This window comes from Marisediminitalea oceani, assembly GCF_003731635.1.
GTDB classification, from domain to species: domain Bacteria; phylum Pseudomonadota; class Gammaproteobacteria; order Enterobacterales; family Alteromonadaceae; genus Alteromonas; species Alteromonas oceani.
This window is the reverse complement of the sequence record NZ_RCUA01000053.1, coordinates 40,462-57,784: the sequence shown is the minus strand read 5'-3', so window position 1 is coordinate 57,784 and position 17,323 is coordinate 40,462. Positions and strand designations below refer to the sequence as shown.

Below are 17,323 nucleotides of genomic sequence, written 5' to 3'. Positions count from 1 at the left end.
ATAATTATGGGTATCTTCTCTCGTTTCACAGACATTGTGAACTCAAATATTAACGCGTTACTGGATAAAGCCGAAGATCCTGAAAAAATGGTTCGTCTGATTATTCAGGAAATGGAAGACACACTCGTTGAGGTTCGTTCTGCGTCAGCCAAGACCATTGCGAACAAAAAGGAAATTGCTTCTCAAATTGGCAAAATGGAATCGGATGCTGCCGACTGGCAGAACAAAGCGGAGTTTGCCCTGAGTAAAGACCGTGAAGATCTGGCCCGGTCAGCGCTGCAGGAAAAGAAAAAATGTCAGGAAGCCGCTGATGTTCTCACCGCTGAGTTAACCGCGGTAGAGGAGCAAATAAGCAAATTGCAGGACGAAATCGTCCAGTTGCAGGAAAAGCTGGCAGATGCCAAAGCTCGTCAGAAAACCATTCTGATGCGCCAGAAAACCGCATCATCACGCCTTGAGGTGCGTAAAACCCTCGACAGCAGTAAGATTGATGAGGCAATGGGTCGCTTTGATCAGTATGAGCGTAAAATTGATGATATTGAATCGCAGGTGGAAGCCTATGACCTGGGCAAGAAAACCCTGCAGGACGAATTTGCCGAGCTGGAAGCCGGCGACAAAATTAATGATGAGTTAGAAGCGCTGAAGGCGAAGATGAAAAAGGCTGATAAGCCTGCTGCAAAGACAGCAAAATCTAAATAACTGATTATAGTTTATTGGCTGGGGGAACTCAGCACTTCTGACCGGAGGTATTAAAATGGACGGAGATATTGTTGCACTCATACTGGCACCACTGATCATCTTTTTGATTTTTGTGGCCCCTATCTGGCTAATCCTGCATTACCGCAGTAAAAAGCAAGTCAGCCAGGGACTGTCAGCCGAAGAGCAGGTTGCATTGCAGGAACTAGCGGGCAAAGCGGAAGCGATGTCAGAGCGAATTCAAACGCTGGAGGCTATTTTAGACTCAGAAGCACCTGAATGGAGGAACCGGGCATGAACAGTAAGAAAACCATTTACCGTGACGCCAAGCACGGTCGTATAGCCGGCGTTTGCGCCGGCATCGCAGAGTACTTCGGTTTGGAAGTGTGGCTGGTACGAATTTTAACGGTAACCGCGTTTTTCCTACTGGCTGGCCCATTTGTTTTAGTAAGTTATGTAGCGTGCTGGTTCATTTTTGACAAGAAGCCGCAAAACCCGGAAGCGATGAATTACAGTCAACCGGTTGAAGTAAGTGGTAAAGGCTGGAGAAATTCCGGTTCTGGTAATAACGACAAAGTGGAAGTGAAAACCCGTGTGTGGCAGGCAGGAGAGCCGCCTCGTCAGGCCTTTCACGATATTACCAACCGCTTTCAAACCATTGAATCGCGGTTACGCAAAATGGAAACCTACGTGACATCACGTGAGTATCAGTTAAATCGCGAAATTAGCCGCTTGTAAAGCTAACCCAGATCAAGGGGTCAGAGTCCATGAACTCTGACCACCTTGATCCTTTAGATAAGAAAAGCGCCGTATGGCGCTTTTCGTCTTTTTACTCAACAGTTTTGGTCAACATTAATTTAGATGGGATTAGTCCAAGGACTCTGACCCCTTGATTTAGGACTCTGACCCCTTGATTTTTATCTTTTTAGATGGGATTTACCGGCTCCCCGTAAATATCCAGTTCTACCGGCTCACCGTAGCCAAGCTCTTTGATTCGCTCAAGCTGTGTTTCGGCATCACCTACCACCAGATAAATCATTTGTTGCTCATTAAGGTGTTGTTTAATGACCTGATGAATATCCTTAAGCGATGCGTTCTGCACAAACTCCTGCTGGGTAGCGATGTAATTATCCTCTAATCCCAGACGGCTGATTTCCTCAAGCATGTTGAGCTGACTATCCAGCGTCTCAAAGCGTCTCGAGTTAGCTTTGATGACCATATTTTTGGCGGTGGCCAAGTCTTCTTCCAGATAGGTGGGCTGATACTGACCAATCAGATTTTTGAAAATTTGCAGTGATTCTAACGTCACATTGGTTCGCACCTGAGAGGCTGCAATAAAGGGCACCTGATATTGTGCGGCTGGCAGATAAGAATACGCGCCATAGGTATAACCCTTCTGGATACGCAGCGTCTGACCGAGGCGTGCACTCATTCCGCCGCCGAGTCGCTCATTAGCAAAGTCAATGGCAAAAAAGTCAGGATCGGAAGCTGGTAATACCGGCTTGCCAACATAAATGACCGATTGTTTGGCATCTGGCACATCAACAAAGTAAACCACTGGTTTATCTACCGGTGAAACTTCAGGTTGTGCTGGCAGTGCCACCGCTTCCCCCTGCCATTGCTTCACAGGTGCTGCTGCCGTTACAGCTTCCTCCGGGCTCAGCGCACCTACCACATGCAATGTAGCCTGCTTCGGTGACATCACCTTCTCGTAATAGGCCTTAACATCAGCCAGAGTAATGCTCTCAACACTGGCCTGAGTGCCACCCATAGGCTGCCCGGCAACATGGTTATCGCCATATAGCAGGTGAGCAAACACGTTGCTGGCAATCCGCGCGGCGTTTCCTTCATCCCGTTTAATCCGGGTTAAGCTGGCCGATTTAAGGCGTTCAAATTCATTCTCATCCCAACGTGGTGATAACAACATCTCTGCTGCCAGCTCCATCAGGGCGGGGTAATGTTTGGCTAATACGCGGCCGGATAGCTCAATGCTTTCACGATCGGCAGAGATGGAAAGTTGGGCGCCTAACTGGCCAATTGCCTGTTCCAGTTGCTGTGGCGTTTTATTCGCCGTGCCTTCGTTAAGTAATTGCGCCATCAGCGATGCAGTACCGGCTTTCCCTTTGGGATCCAGCCACTGTCCGCCATCGATTGTCAGGGAGAAGTTAACCACTGGCAGCTCGTTGCTGGTAATACCAATCACCTTCACGCCATTATCCATTGACTGATGCCAGATATCTGGTGTGGTAAGGGTCGGCAGCTCAGTCAGAGGCGGCTCTGAGCGGTCGTGCTTGGTGGGCGTTTTAGTATACTCAACCGGCTTTTCCTCAAACTCCGGTTCGCTGCCCGCAACAATTTCTTCTTCTTCCACCGGTGCTTTGCTGGAACCGGTGAGTACCAGGTCTGGCTGCTCCTTAGGTACAAAAGATGCCACAATAGCAGGCTGGTTATACACGTATTGCTTAAACACGCGCATGATGTCTTCGCGGGTCACCGCCTGAATATTGGCAATGTCCTGCTCGATAAAGCCTGGTGAACCAGCGTATTCGTTGTAGATCCCCAGTTGCAGTGCTTTATCCAGAATACTTTCGATATTGTAATAGAATGCGGTTTCCTGTTCCGCTTTGATGCGCTGCAGCTGAGCGTCAGTAAAGCCGTTTTCAGCAAAGTCATCAAGGGCCTGCTGGATCCCGGCATACACTTTATCGAGAGGCACATCGGCATTGGCTTGTACGTTAATCGCAAAACTGCCGGCAATCTCATTAGTGTCAGACCACGCGCTTGGACGTGGCGCTAGTTTTAGCTCTTCTACCAGAGTTTTATAAAGCACGGCATTTTTGCCATCGCTGAGCAGGCGGGCCAGGGCATCCAGTGCATAAGCATCATCGGTATATTGTTCAACCGTGGGATAGGTAAGGCGCAATAGCGGAAGCTTGGCAAAATTGTCTAAATGATAGAGTTTTTTGTCGGCTTCAAGGCTTACCGGTTGTGGCTCAAGGGCAGGGCTTGGCTCACCGGATTTAATTTCGCCAAACCATTTGGCCACTTTCTCTTTGGTTTGTGCAATATCAATGTCACCGGCGATAACTAAAGTGGCATTGGCTGGCATATAAAACTGATTGTAAAACTCACGAACGTCGTCCAGCGTGGCCGCCTGCAGGTCTTCCAGATCGCCAATTACCGTCCAGTTATAGGGATGGTCGGTTGGGTAAAGGGCTTTTCTGACCACATGGCCCATATGGCCATAGGGGCGGTTGTCTACCCGTTGGCGCTTCTCATTTTTAACTACCTGCTTTTCGCGTTCCAGAGTGCCCTGATCTACTGTATTTATCATATAACCCAGGCGGTCAGAATCTATCCACAAAAGCTTATCAAAGGCGTCTTTTGGTACAACTTCGTAGTAAATGGTGCCGTCACTCCAGGTGCCGCCGTTGCGGGTACCGCCGAGCTCGGGGATCATTTTACGGTTAGCCCCTTTAGGCACATTTTCTGAGTCGTTAAATGACATATGCTCAAAGAAGTGGGCAAAGCCGGTGCGGCCTGGCTTTTCCCGGTTGGAGCCGACATGCACCACGGTGGCCATGGCCACAATGGGATCAGACTTATCGACGTGTAGCACTACCGTCAGGCCGTTATCCAGTTCATAGCTTTCATAATCCACACTCAGTGATGCTGATTCGTTATCAACAGCCTGTGTAGCGGCTGCTTCCGGGGCCGTAGTGCTTTGCTGAGTCGTCACGGTACTGTCGCTGCAGCCGAGCACTGTCATTATGCTCATGGCCAGTAAAGTCGTTTTTATTTTTAACATTGTTTTTTCTGATATTTCCGTCGTTATGGATAAGGCAGCATAAACAACCTGTTGGGACGTTTCAAATGCCGTGATAAGCGCTCTGTGAATTATTATTTGTAAAATTAATGTTACATGTTAGGGCGGTGTATCCTCATCCTAAAGGTTTAGTGTGGCGTTTAAAGGGGTAAACTTGAGCGGTCTTTAATAACCAAATTTGGTCTATGTCTAAACAATCAAAATATAATTCAAAAAATCCAGACATTAACGGAATGATTCAATGGAGTGATGAGGAAAACGCCATTTGGGGCGAGTTGTATCAACGCCAGATGGCCCTGTTACCCGGGCGCGCCTGTAAAGAATACTTTGATGGCCTGGACATGTTGGGGCTCTCTTCTAAGGCTATTCCTCAGTTACCGGATATCGACCGTGTACTAAAAGCATCTACCGGATGGCAGACCGCCGCAGTACCGGCCTTAATCAGCTTTGGGGAATTTTTTGAGCTGTTGGCCAGTAAGCGTTTTCCGGTGGCGACTTTTATTCGCAGCCGGGAAGAGTTCCACTATCTGCAGGAACCGGATATTTTCCACGAGGTAATGGGCCATTGCCCGCTGCTTACCAATCCATCCTTTGCTGCATTTACCGAGACCTACGGCAAACTGGGGCTGAATGCGAGTAAAGAGGAAAGGGTGTTTCTGGCACGCTTGTACTGGTTTACTGTGGAGTTTGGTCTGGTAAAAGAAAATGGTGAGTTGCGTATTGTCGGTGGCGGTATCCTCAGTTCACCAAAAGAAACCTGCTATGCGCTGGAGAGTGATGTGGCAGTACGGCATCCGCTGCAAGTGCTGGATGCGCTGCGAACCCCTTACCGTATAGATATATTACAACCGCTTTACTACGTGCTTGAAAACTTCAGCCAGTTAATGGAAATCTCCAGAATGGACATTATGCCGCTGGTTAAACAGGCACAGCAACTGGGCCTTTTTGAACCGCTTTTCACCCCTAAACAACGGGCTGGCTAGACGCTACCTGCTCGTATCCAAGTGCTTTATTTTGCGCTAATTGTTGGGTAATTGAACAATTAGCGCAGGTTTCGCGTATTAGACTTTAAAAGTAACCATTTTGTGATATCTTGTAAAATATAGTTTACAGTTATTGAGTGTTCAATGCGTTTAGAAATCAGCTGTCAGGACCGTCTTGGGATCACCCAGGATGTGCTAGATATTTTAGTTACCCACAATATCGATCTCAGAGGTATCGAGATTGATGAGGGCGGCAAAATATTTCTTAATTTCCCCAATATTAAATTTGAAGATTTTCAGCATTTAATGCCTAAAATACGGCGCATTGAGGGTATCGAAGACGTTAAAACCACTTTGTTTATGCCCGGTGAACGGGAACGTAATCAGCTCTCCGCGATTGTGCAGACTCTGCCGGATCCGGTGTTCTCCATCGATAACAAAGGCAAGCTACTGTTGTGTAACGACGCCGTTACCAGTGGCCTGGAAATGGATATAAACGAACTGCTGAACACTGAAATCAGTGAGTATGTGAAAGGCTTTAATTTCGGTCGTTGGCTTGAGGGCAAAGCGCCCGGTCATAAAAGCACCAAAGTAAAATTTATTCAGCAGGATTTTGTTGCCGATATTTTACCCATCACGGTACCGGATGCGGCTGACACCGCCATTCTGGCGGGCGCCGTGGTGATGCTGAAATCCGAAGTCAGACTGGGGCAGCAGATCAACGTGTTCCATCAGCACGGTACTGACAGCTTCGATAAGCTGGTTACCCAGTCACCGGTTATGCAGCAAACTATCAGTGAGGCAAAACGAATCGCCGATCTGGACGCGCCGATCCTGATTTTTGGTGAAACCGGTACCGGTAAAGAAATGCTGGCCAAAGCCTGCCACCAAAGTAGCCGCCGCGCAGATAAAGCGTTTCTGGCACTTAATTGTGGCGCACTGCCCGATAACGTGGCCGAAACAGAACTGTTTGGCTATGCCGCCGGTACCTTTAATCAGACCGAAGGAAAGGCTGGCCTGCTAGAACTGGCTGCGGGCGGTACTTTATTGCTGGATGAAATTGCCGACATGTCGGTGCACCTGCAGGCAAAGTTATTGCGAGTGCTGGAAGACGGGGAGTTTCGCCGGGTAGGGGACGTAAATCCGGTTGCGGTTGATGTGCGCTTTATTTGTACCACCTGCCAGGATCTGGGCCAGTTAGTTGATGAGGGTAAGTTCCGCAAGGAATTGTATTACCGCCTTAACGTACTCGGACTGGTTGTGCCGGCGCTGCGTGAACGTCGTTCAGACATTGTGCCGTTGTCAGAATCCTTTATTTTACAACACAGCGCCAAACTGGGTCGCAGACCTGCCAAACTGAGCAAGTCCTGCGTTGAGTTTCTCCAGCAGTATCCGTGGCCAGGCAATGTACGCCAGTTGCAGAATGCTCTGTTCAGAGCGTTGTCACTGCTCGACGGCAATGAAATTACTAAGGAAGATATTCAGCTGCCCAGCTGTACACCAAGCATGACCTATGTTGATGAGAATTTTGAGGGCACGCTCGACGAAGAGGTGAAAAAATTTGAACGGGATTTGCTGCGTAAGCTTTACCCTTCTTACCCAAGTACCCGGCAGCTGGCCAAAAAGTTGGGCTTAAGCCACACCGCTATTGCTAACAAGCTGCGCGAATATGGCATTAATAAGGCCACTGTAAAGCTTTAATTACATATTACACCTACCACGACGGGCTGCCAGAGGCAGCCCGTCTGCGCTTCTGCCTGCTGATTTTTTGCTGCCTCGCTAGCGTCATGTTTTATTTACAAAAAGTGTAAACACCACGGTTTCTGCCTGACTCTGCTGAAGCTATCGGTAAGCCCATTTCTCTGTTTATATATGTTGTATAATTGTTAAATGGAGAAAGTGAACATGGCGAATAGCAATAATTATAATCCTCTGGGTACCGACGGCTTTGAGTTTGTTGAATATACAGCGGCTGATGAAGAAGGTATTGAGGCGCTAAAACACTTATTCAGCTCCTTAGGCTTTGCCGAGGTGGCTGAACATAAATCGAAACGCGTGTGGTTGTATCGTCAGGGAGATATCAATTTTATCGTCAACGCGGAACCTGCCTCCCAGGCAGAAGAGTTTGCTCGCCTGCGCGGTCCAAGCGTTTGCGGCATGGCTTTCAGGGTTCAAGATGCCCGAGCGGCAATTGAGCATGCCAAGCAGCATGGTGGCAAAGAGTTCCACGGCAACTTAGGGCCTATGGAACTTAATATCCCGGCTATCTATGGGATCGGTGAAAGCACGTTGTACTTTGTTGACTTGTACGGCAAGCACAGCATTTATGATGTGGATTTTCGTTTCTACCCGGACTGGCAGGAACGCATGGACAGTGCCGGCGCTGGCCTTAAGCTGGTGGACCACCTTACTCACAACGTAAAACGTGGCAACATGGCAGTGTGGGCGGAGTTCTACGAGAACATCGGTAACTTCCGCGAAATCCGCTACTTCGATATCGAAGGCAAGCTGACGGGTCTGGTAAGTAAAGCTATGACGTCTCCCTGCGGCAAAATCCGTATTCCGATTAATGAGTCGGTGGACGATCATTCACAAATCGAAGAGTTCATTAAAGCGTATAACGGCGAGGGCATTCAGCACATAGCGCTTGCTACCGATGATATCTATCAAACGGTTACCGATTTGAAAAATCGCGGCCTGGCGTTTATGGATACGCCGGATACTTACTATGAAGCGGTTAACGACAGAGTAAAAGGGCACGGTGAGTCCATTGAGCAATTAAAGGATTTGCGGATCCTGATTGACGGGGCACCAGAAAAGGACGGTATTTTACTGCAAATTTTCACCGACACGGTGATTGGCCCGGTGTTCTTTGAAATCATCCAACGCAAAGGCAATGAAGGCTTCGGCGAGGGTAACTTTAAAGCCCTGTTTGAAAGTATCGAACAGGATCAAATTCGCCGTGGCGTACTGAATGTTGAGGACGGCAATGCGTAACCCGGCGCGTTTCCCGCTTAAGGAAGGCCTGCATTCCCGGCAGGCCCATGCGGACTTACCTGAGCAGGCGATCTACGAACGGGAAGTGGGCCGCGAGGGCTTCTTCGGCCCGGCCTCACATATTCACCACAAACATCCGCCTACGGGCTGGGTGGAGTGGGAAGGTGAGCTGCGCCCCAGAGCCATGGATCTGAACCAGCTTAATGAACTTGCCATTGCCCGGTCGCCATTTTCGGCGCCGGTGATCCTGCACAATGCCCACTGTCAGTATCGCTTCTGGCATTGCAATGAACCTATGACCGAACTGGCGCGCAACGCCGACGGTGATGATTTGCTGTTTGTCCATCGTGGTCAGGGTGAGCTGTTTTGTGACTATGGCCATATGTCCGTAAGCGAAGGTGATTACATTGTTATTCCACGCGCAACAATGTGGCGGCTAACGCCAGAAACTCCGATGCAACTGCTTATGATAGAAGCCACCGACGACAGCTACCAGTTGCCGGAAAAAGGCATGGTAGGCCAGCACGCGGTGTTCGATCCGGCAATGCTTGAGTATCCACGCATCAATGACACCTTTCTGGCCCAGCAGGATGAAAATACCTGGCGCGTAGACGTTAAGCGACACCAGCGTTTATCTCGCATTACTTATCCGTTTAACCCGCTGGATGCCCAGGGGTGGCACGGTGATTTAACGGTAATGAAGATTAACTGGCGCGATATCCGGCCGTTAATGAGTCATCGCTATCATTTGCCGCCATCAGCGCACACCACTTTTGTGGCCAAACGATTTGTTATCTGTACGTTTGTACCGCGCCCGATTGAGAGCGATCCGGGGGCGCTGAAGGTGCCGTTTTACCACAGCAATGACGACTTTGATGAGGTGCTCTTTTACCACGCTGGTGACTTTTTCAGTCGCGATAATATTGAGGCAGGGATGGTCACTTTCCATCCTGCCGGCTTTACTCATGGTCCGCACCCCAAGGCATTTGCCGCCGGCCAGGCACATGCCAAAACCTTTACCGACGAAGTAGCTGTAATGCTGGATACCCGCGATGCGTTGCAGGCAACGGCAGCGGCTGAATCGGTGGAAAACCCCGACTATGTATACAGCTGGCGGGGCTAGGAGGAGAACAATATGAAATTAGCAACCTATAAAAACGATTCCCGGGACGGGCAGTTAATGCTGGTCAGCCGGGACTTAAAACTCACTTGTAGCGCCGCACCGGTGGCAAAGACCATGCAGCAGTTACTGGATAACTGGGATGAACTGTTTGAACCACTGAATGAAAGATATCAGGCGCTATGTTCAGGTGAACTGCTAGCTGAAAAATTTGATGCACAAAAATGCCATTCACCATTGCCCAGAGCTTATCACTGGGCCGATGGCAGCGCGTATGTTAACCACGTGGAACTGGTCAGGCGCGCCCGGGGGGCAGAGGTACCGGAGAGTTTCTGGCACGATCCCCTGATGTATCAGGGCGGCAGTGACGACTTTATCGGGCCTTATGATGATATTGAAGTGCCGGATGAAAGTATGGGCATCGATTTTGAGGCGGAAATAGCCGTTGTGACCGCAGATGTGCCAATGGGCACTGCCGATGACCAGGCAGGCAACTTTATTAAGTTACTGATGCTGGTAAATGATGTGTCGCTGAGAGGTCTTATCCCCGGCGAACTGGCCAAAGGCTTTGGTTTTTATCAGTCCAAACCGGCCAGCAGCTTTGCACCGGTTGCGGTTACGCCGGATGAGCTGGACGACAGCTGGTTCGACAGCAAAGTGCACCTGCCGTTACTGACCCATTACAACAACGAACTGTTTGGCAAGCCCAATGCCGGTATCGATATGACCTTTAACTTCAACGAGCTGGTGGCGCATGCGGCGCGTACCCGAAACCTTGGCGCCGGTACGATTATTGGCTCTGGTACGGTATCTAACAAACAAGGTACCGACCACGGCTCGGCCATCGTCCATGGTGGCGTGGGGTATTCCTGTATTGCCGAAGTCAGAATGATAGAAACCATCCGCGATGGTCAGCCTTCTACTGCCTTTATGAGCAACGGCGACACTGTTCGCATTGAAATGGCAGACAACAGCGGTGCCAGTATTTTTGGTGCCATTGAACAGCGCGTAAAAATTAAAAAATGAGTTATGCTTAGACTAACAACAATGACAATAAGGTTGCGCAAATGAGCTTAAAACTTTATGGCTACTGGCGTTCGTCGGCAACTTATCGGGTGCGCATTGCATTAAATTTAAAGGGCCTCGAATACGAGTATGTACCGGTGCATCTGGTAAAGGAAGGCGGGCAGCAGCACCAACAAGGGTATGATCGACTCAACCCGGCGCACCTGGTGCCGACGCTTGTCGATGATGACGAAGACATTATTCTCAATCAATCACTGAGTATCATTGAATATCTGGATGAGCGTTACCGCGAGCCGTGCCCCTTACTGCCCGCTCATGCGGTTGAAAGAGCCAGAGTCAGAGCCCTGGCGCAGGATATTGCCTGTGATATTCAGCCGCTGGCGAACCTGCGGGTGCTGAATAAATTGCAGGATGACGGTGGCTTATCCAGCGAGCAGTCTGCAGACTGGGCCAGACAGTGGATAACCCGTGGCCTGACCGCCATCGAGAGACGTTTGCAAACTCAGGCCGGTCGGTACTGTTTTGATTTTGATGTGACGCTGGCTGATGTTTGTTTGATTCCGCAGGTGTTTAATGGCAAACGCTTTGCTGTGGATATGAGTCAACTGCCACTGATCAGCAAAATCTATGATCAGTGTTTATCACTGGAAGCGTTCCAGAAAGCGCAACCAGAAAACCAGCCGGATGCGCCGTGAAATACAGCTCAGTGATGCCACGGTGTTACTGGTTTTTAATCGGTAACGCGGTGGTATTTTTCACCTGCTTTAAGGCAAATGTTGAACTGAGATGATCAACGCAGGGCAGGTGAGTGAGTTTTGTTTTGAGCAAATATTCGTATTCTTCTATACTTTCCACGATGACTTTCAGTAAGTAATCCTTTTCGCCGCTGGTGGTGTGGCATTCCACAATTTCTTCTATGGATTGTACGGCATTTTCAAAGTCGGTGAGCGAATCGCCATCATGATTTTTAAGCGACACGTAGATAAAGACTGATACGCCCAAATTGAGCTTTTTACCATTCAGCAATGTGACTTTGCGCAGAATGATCCCTTCTGCTTCAAGGCGTTTAACGCGTCGCCAGCAGGGGGTGTGGGATAATCCAACCTGTTGACTCAAATCGGCCATGGAGATGGTCGCGTTTTGCTGTAAAACCCGCAGAATTTCGCGGTCAAATTTGTCCAGTTTCATCGGGGGTGCCTGCGGCGGAAATGCTTCCGGTTATTATGATAGTTATTGTGCGTTACATTATAATACTAGGATAACCATCCTAGAAAGCGGTGCAGTAAAAAAAAGCCCTTGCGGGCTGTAAATTTAATGCCATAAAGACGCAACGCTTGTCCTCACAAGGCTGCGCTACTATACACTTTTATCCTTAAGGAACTGTAAAGATAATGTCTGTGTTTGAACATTCAGAATTTGATGCCCATGAACATGTTGCGTTTTACTCTGATCCGGTTACCGGACTGAAAGCGATTATTGCCATTCACAACACCAATCTCGGCCCATCGCTGGGTGGCTGTCGGATGTGGCCTTATCTCAATAGCAGTGAAGCTCTCACCGACGTGTTGCGATTGTCAAAAGGTATGACCTATAAAGCCGCCATGGCGAACCTTCAGCAAGGGGGCGGTAAAGCAGTCATTATTGGCGATCCACGTAAGGATAAAAGCGCCGCGTTTATGCAGTCGATGGGGCGCTTCGTTGAAAGCTTGAGCGGACAGTACATCACTGCCGAAGATTCCGGCATTACCGTTGATGATCTCAAGGCCGTGGCGACCCAAACGCGGCATGTTGCCGGGACTTCAGCGCAGTATAATGCGCTGGGGGAAACGCCAACAGGCAATCCTGCACCCTCTACCGCTTATGGTGTGTTTGTGGGGGTAAAGCAAACCGTTAAACACATATTTGGCAGTGATCTCAACGGTGTAAAAGTAGCGGTTCAGGGCATGGGGCATGTGGGCTATCGACTGGCTAAACAGCTGCATGCAGAAGGAGCGGAGTTATACGTAGCCGATATATTCCCGGAAGGATTAACGCGCGCTCAGGAAGAACTGGGAGCCACGGTAGTAGCGCCAGAGGAAATTCTCACTTTGCCGGTGGATGTGCTGGCTCCTTGCGCCATGGGCTCATCGATTAACGATGAGTCGGTGCCGGATATCCGTGCCAAAATCATCGCCGGCGCGGCCAATAACCAGTTAGCCAGGGAAGAGTTGGGCACCGTATTGCACAAAAAAGGGATTTGTTATGCGCCGGATTACGTGATCAACGCTGGCGGGATCATTGATATCTATCATCAAAAGCAAACCGATAGCTCCGACCAGGCTATGCGCGAGCACCTGGCAAAAATTGGCGATACCCTGATTGAAGTTTATGAGCGCGCCGAAGCTGAAAATGCGCCGACTAATCTGGTGGCGAATCGCATCGCAGAGGAACGATTTGCAAAGCGGGGTTGAACTTTAGCGAACAAGTCGTCATAATGCGCCGCGCTCCTAAACGGAGCGCACAAGTTTCTATGGTGGGCTTTTGGTCCTCCCGCAATGATACTCTGTGAACCCGGTCAGGCCCGGAAGGGAGCAGCCGCAGCAGACGACTCATGTGCCGGGATGTGGCTGGAAGCCTGCCACCCAATCTTTGTTATTCTTTTTGCGTTTTAGGCTGGTCGAGATATTTGATTGCCTTGTCGATAGCGTACTCAACGTTCATTTCCATTTGCTGACGTTCACTTTGTGGTAAGTAAAAGGCCATATCAACTTCGTAACGAATATACCGTGGTGGTACCTGATTTAACGCCAGACAACACAAGTCGGCCAGGTAATCTGCTGATTTAGTCTTGTTCAGACCAAGGTCAGTAACTCGTTCTAATACTAACTGCTCGTAGTAATTGTGGATATCGTCATCTAACTTCATAAAAGATCCTATTTTGAAGGGTACTTACATTTATAGCGCGTTTCATTGGTATGTCGAGTTTTCCACCTAATTGCCAGCGTGCCCGTCACAACCAACTTTGAGCTGTTTGTTTTATAAACAGTTCGCTATGTCATTTAACTGACTTATCGTACAATTCATCTCGAAATTATTATTGCAAATAAAATGTTAAAAGAGAATAAATAATTCTATGTATATTTGCATTTAGATCATGGTGAAAATGCTGATAATAAAAGGCTATTAAGCTTATTGCATATTGCTTTTAAGGCTTGCCTATGCAGATAAAACGATCAGTTTAATGTTAGTGAACACTTATTTGTTTTCTTTAAATTTACAATTTGTAAGCTAAAGTTTACATATTGGAATTAATTATTCCAAATTATTCGGAACTAATTGAAACAGCAATTTTTGCTTATATTGACCCTGAATGCTGGCGGGCGGTAAGATGCAGTGGGGAGCAATGTTGTAAGCCCCTTATAAAAAGTCGAAAAAATCGACGTACATTTTCAATTGTGGTCCAGGGAGACACAAATATGATTAATATGAAAAAAAGCGTAACAGCGCTTGCAGTTGCTGTTAGCTTAGGGATGGCAGCACCGGCATTCGCCGATGGCACGACAGGCTATATTCAGGGTAATGCTGTACAAACAGACGGCACCAAAATCAGCGACGCAACCATCACCATCACCAACAGCCAAACGGGCCTGACCCGTTCTGTTGAATCAGACGATAACGGTGTTTTTCGTTTTCCATTATTACCACCAGGCGTCTACACTATTTCAGCTGAAAAAGGTGGCTACAAAACCACTGTTCAGGAAAACGTTACCGTTGGTATCAGTGGTAAAACCAACCTGAATGTTTCTTTAGTCAGCGAAGATATGGAAACCATTGAAGTCACCGGTTCTACCATTGCAATGGTTGATATCACCAGTTCCACCACAGGTATTGTGGTAGATTCTCTGACACTCGAAAAGGTGCCGGTTCCTCGTAACCTGACGTCGGTAGCGCTTCTGGCTCCTGGTACGACCCGTGGTGACTCTGCGTTTGGTGACCTGCCATCTATTGGTGGTGCGTCAGTAGGTGAGAACGCTTATTACGTGAATGGCCTGAACATTACTAACTTCCGTACGGGTGTGGGTTCAAGTGAACCACCATTTGACATGTACGATACATTTGAAGTGAAAACCGGCGGTTATTCTGCGGAATTCGGACGGGTAACCGGTGGTGTTATCAATGCGAAAATTAAAAGCGGTACCAACGAGTTTAAGTGGGGCGTAAATGCCTATTATGAGCCAGACTCTCTGCGCGCGGATCGCCCTTCTTCTAAGTATACTTCAAATGATTTATACCGCATCAACAATGCTCAAGATGAGCGTGATCAGCTTGATTACAACATTTGGTCAAGTGGTGCACTGATTGAAGATAAACTGTTCTACTACTTCCTTGTTAATCCGCGTGATACTGAGACCGGATATTATGGCTCTCAGTCATTAGTTGGCGGTGAAGTATTTGAAAACCGTTACACCACCAAAGACGACGATACATTCTGGGTAGGTAAATTAGACTGGTATGTCACTGAAAACAACATCCTGGAGTTAACTGCGTTCTCTGACGAAAGAAGCACAATCATTAATCAGGGCTTCTTCTATGACGGTGTCGAAGACGGTGAAGCAGCGGTTAGTGAGCAAAATGAAGGTGGTGTCAACGCTAGCGTTAAGTGGACCAGCATCCTGACTGACGATTTCTCTATCTCTGCCATGTACGGTATCAATAAGCAGGACCGTACCACTGCCAGTACGTTGGATGCCAACCCGGCGGTCTATTATCGTTACGACAGCACAGCGGCATTTGTTCCTGCCAATACGTTTGCTAACTTCTCAGTAGAACAAGGTGAAGATGAGCGTGAAGTGATTCGTGTGGATGCCGACTGGTTTGTGGGTGACCACGCTATCCGTTTCGGTGTTGACTACGAGAAGCTAACTGCAACTGCCAACACTATCAACTCCGGTGGTGCATACTACCTGTACTATGTTGATGACAGCACGCCTGCCGAAGAAATTTATCAGGTTCGCCACAGAACCTATCAGGCGGGTGGTGATTTTGAATCTGAAAACTTCGCATTTTATGTCAACGACCAGTGGCAGGCGACTGACAATTTAGTAATCAATATGGGTATCCGTAATGACTCATTTGAAAACTTCAATGCCAATGGCGAAACGTTCGTTAAGCTGGATAATCAGTGGGCACTGCGTTTAGGCGCTGTATACGATGTAATGGGTGACGGCGAGTCTAAAGTGTGGGCGAGCTATGGCCGTTACTATCTGCCGGTTGCTGCAAACACCAACATTCGTTTAGCGGGCGCAGAAACCTACATTCAGGAATATTATGAGTTTGAAGGCTTTGCCGACGAAGCGCTGGGTATTCCTAATCTGACCGGCGCACAAACTCGCCCGGATGATATTTTTGCCAATGGCGAAGCGGCTTCTCCGGATGCCATCGTTGATGCCAATATGGACTCAATGTATTCAGATGAATTTATTGCCGGTTATCAGTTCCAGTTAACTGACGATTGGAGCATGGCTATCCAGGGGACATACCGTGAACTGTCAACCACTATCGAAGACGTGGCAATTGACGCAGCGGTTATCGATTGGGCGGCTGAAAATGGCTATGGCGATGTTTCTGATATCTGGACTGGTTTCCACCAGTACGTACTGACTAACCCTGGTTCTGATATGCTTATCGGTACCAACGAACTACCAGGTACCAACGGTGAAATGGTGTTCATGGATCTGTCTGCAGAAGATCTGGGTTATCCGGAATCTATTCGTAAGTATGCGTCTGTTGACGTGACTTTCGAAAAAGCCTGGGACGGTGTCTGGTTGCTGAATGCAGCATATACCTGGTCACACAGCTGGGGTAACAACGAAGGTTATGTTCGTTCAGATAACGGTCAGGATGATGCGGGTCTGACTACACTGTTTGACCAACCAGGTCTGCTGGATGGTGCTTATGGTGACCTGCCAAACGATCGTCGCCATCAGGTTAAAGTCTTTGGCTCTTATGCGGTAACCGAAAACTTTAATGTTGGTGCAAACTTCCAGTTCTGGACCGGTCGTCCGAAGAACGCGTTTGGTTATCACCCAACTGACGTATTTGCTCAAGCCTACGGCTCTGAGTCATTCTACAAAAATGGCGTACTGGCACCGCGTGGCTCTGAAGGCCGCACCAACAGCTACTGGAACCTTGACCTGACCGCGTCTTACAACTTCGACCTTGGTGAAGATTACGATCTGACCGTTCGTGCTGACATCTTTAACGTATTGAATAACGATACCGTTACTGAAGTTAACGAAATTTATGACGACGAAGGCGATGTAGCAGGCTCTGGTGCAGTTAACCCGAACTTTGGTTTGCCAACTGCATGGCAGTCACCACGTTACGTTCGTTTAAGCTTAAACCTGAAGTACTAAGTGCTTGTTGAGCGCTAAACAACTGCCTTATTGCTAATAAGGTGATCAATATGAAAACCCTCGCTGAATGCGGGGGTTTTTTTTGGACCGTAAAAAATAAGTGGTAATTGAGTCGCTGTCACGTTATGTATAGTAGTCAGGGCAGGCTGGAGCTTACGAAATTAACTCCTGTGCTATAAAGTGATTGCAATTAGCACTAATTTTAATAGTTATAACCTATCAGAATGTGACTTAGTAAAATTTGATATTGATGAAATTCTATTCTCACGCCCAATTTTTC

General features: G+C 48.2%; 14 protein-coding genes and 1 other RNA gene. 12 read left to right on the top strand and 3 right to left on the bottom strand.

From position 1 onward, the window contains the following. Window positions 1-6 precede the first annotated feature (6 nt). From pspA to pspC, 3 genes are read left to right on the top strand one after another with little or no spacing between them, the layout of a single operon-like run. The gene (gene pspA / locus D9T21_RS15160) at window positions 7-699 is read left to right on the top strand and encodes a phage shock protein PspA (protein WP_123325780.1); all 693 of its coding nucleotides are present in this window, start codon (window positions 7-9) and stop codon (window positions 697-699) included. 55 nt (window positions 700-754) lie between these two features. Beyond that, window positions 755-994, top strand: a complete 240-nt coding sequence (gene pspB, locus D9T21_RS15155; RefSeq protein ID WP_105934481.1) for an envelope stress response membrane protein PspB — start codon at window positions 755-757, stop codon at window positions 992-994. Beyond that, on the top strand, window positions 991-1,434 hold the full coding sequence (gene pspC, locus D9T21_RS15150) for an envelope stress response membrane protein PspC (protein ID WP_105934482.1): 444 nt from the start codon (window positions 991-993) through the stop codon (window positions 1,432-1,434). Before pspB ends, pspC begins: the two co-directional genes overlap by 4 nt. A 187-nt stretch (window positions 1,435-1,621) precedes the next feature. Here pspC and D9T21_RS15145 read toward each other — a convergent pair whose 3' ends face one another. Further along, entirely contained in the window at window positions 1,622-4,504 is a 2,883-nt protein-coding gene (locus D9T21_RS15145) for a M16 family metallopeptidase (RefSeq protein WP_123325779.1), read from the bottom strand. 203 nt (window positions 4,505-4,707) lie between these two features. On the opposite strand from D9T21_RS15145, the gene phhA reads away from it, so the two are divergent. The 6 genes from phhA (at window position 4,708) to maiA (ending at window position 11,343) form a co-directional block, all read left to right on the top strand. After that, on the top strand, window positions 4,708-5,505 hold the full coding sequence (gene phhA, locus D9T21_RS15140; protein ID WP_123325778.1) for a phenylalanine 4-monooxygenase: 798 nt from the start codon (window positions 4,708-4,710) through the stop codon (window positions 5,503-5,505). A gap of 144 nt (window positions 5,506-5,649) precedes the next feature. Then, window positions 5,650-7,206: a transcriptional regulator TyrR gene (gene tyrR, locus D9T21_RS15135; RefSeq protein ID WP_123325777.1), complete on the top strand. Its 1,557-nt coding sequence runs from the start codon at window positions 5,650-5,652 to the stop codon at window positions 7,204-7,206. Window positions 7,207-7,410: 204 nt separating this feature from the next. Next, window positions 7,411-8,502 carry a 4-hydroxyphenylpyruvate dioxygenase gene (gene hppD, locus D9T21_RS15130; RefSeq protein ID WP_123325776.1) on the top strand — a complete coding sequence of 364 codons (1,092 nt, stop codon included), beginning with the start codon at window positions 7,411-7,413 and terminating at the stop codon, window positions 8,500-8,502. After that, window positions 8,495-9,625: a homogentisate 1,2-dioxygenase gene (locus tag D9T21_RS15125; protein ID WP_123325775.1), complete on the top strand. Its 1,131-nt coding sequence runs from the start codon at window positions 8,495-8,497 to the stop codon at window positions 9,623-9,625. Before hppD ends, D9T21_RS15125 begins: the two co-directional genes overlap by 8 nt. Before the next feature lie 12 nt (window positions 9,626-9,637). Then, complete coding sequence (locus D9T21_RS15120; protein ID WP_123325774.1) at window positions 9,638-10,648, top strand: fumarylacetoacetate hydrolase family protein; 1,011 nt, start codon at window positions 9,638-9,640, stop codon at window positions 10,646-10,648. 41 nt (window positions 10,649-10,689) lie between these two features. Beyond that, the gene (maiA, locus tag D9T21_RS15115) at window positions 10,690-11,343 is read left to right on the top strand and encodes a maleylacetoacetate isomerase (RefSeq protein WP_123325773.1); all 654 of its coding nucleotides are present in this window, start codon (window positions 10,690-10,692) and stop codon (window positions 11,341-11,343) included. A gap of 25 nt (window positions 11,344-11,368) precedes the next feature. Here the strand turns inward: maiA and D9T21_RS15110 are convergent, their stop codons facing one another. After that, window positions 11,369-11,836 (bottom strand): Lrp/AsnC family transcriptional regulator, encoded by a 468-nt coding sequence (locus tag D9T21_RS15110; RefSeq protein WP_123325772.1) that lies wholly within the window; start codon window positions 11,834-11,836, stop codon window positions 11,369-11,371. 203 nt (window positions 11,837-12,039) lie between these two features. On the opposite strand from D9T21_RS15110, the gene D9T21_RS15105 reads away from it, so the two are divergent. Both D9T21_RS15105 and ffs read left to right on the top strand, forming a co-directional pair. Further along, window positions 12,040-13,098, top strand: a complete 1,059-nt coding sequence (locus tag D9T21_RS15105; protein WP_123325771.1) for a Glu/Leu/Phe/Val dehydrogenase dimerization domain-containing protein — start codon at window positions 12,040-12,042, stop codon at window positions 13,096-13,098. 68 nt (window positions 13,099-13,166) lie between these two features. Next, window positions 13,167-13,263, top strand: an RNA gene (ffs, locus tag D9T21_RS15100) — signal recognition particle sRNA small type. Between the two features lie 16 nt (window positions 13,264-13,279). Here ffs and D9T21_RS15095 read toward each other — a convergent pair. Beyond that, entirely contained in the window at window positions 13,280-13,552 is a 273-nt protein-coding gene (locus D9T21_RS15095; protein WP_123325770.1) for a late competence development ComFB family protein, read from the bottom strand. Between the two features lie 551 nt (window positions 13,553-14,103). Here D9T21_RS15095 and D9T21_RS15090 point away from each other — a divergent pair. Continuing rightward, window positions 14,104-17,043 (top strand): TonB-dependent receptor, encoded by a 2,940-nt coding sequence (locus D9T21_RS15090; RefSeq protein WP_123325769.1) that lies wholly within the window; start codon window positions 14,104-14,106, stop codon window positions 17,041-17,043. Window positions 17,044-17,323: the final 280 nt, after the last annotated feature.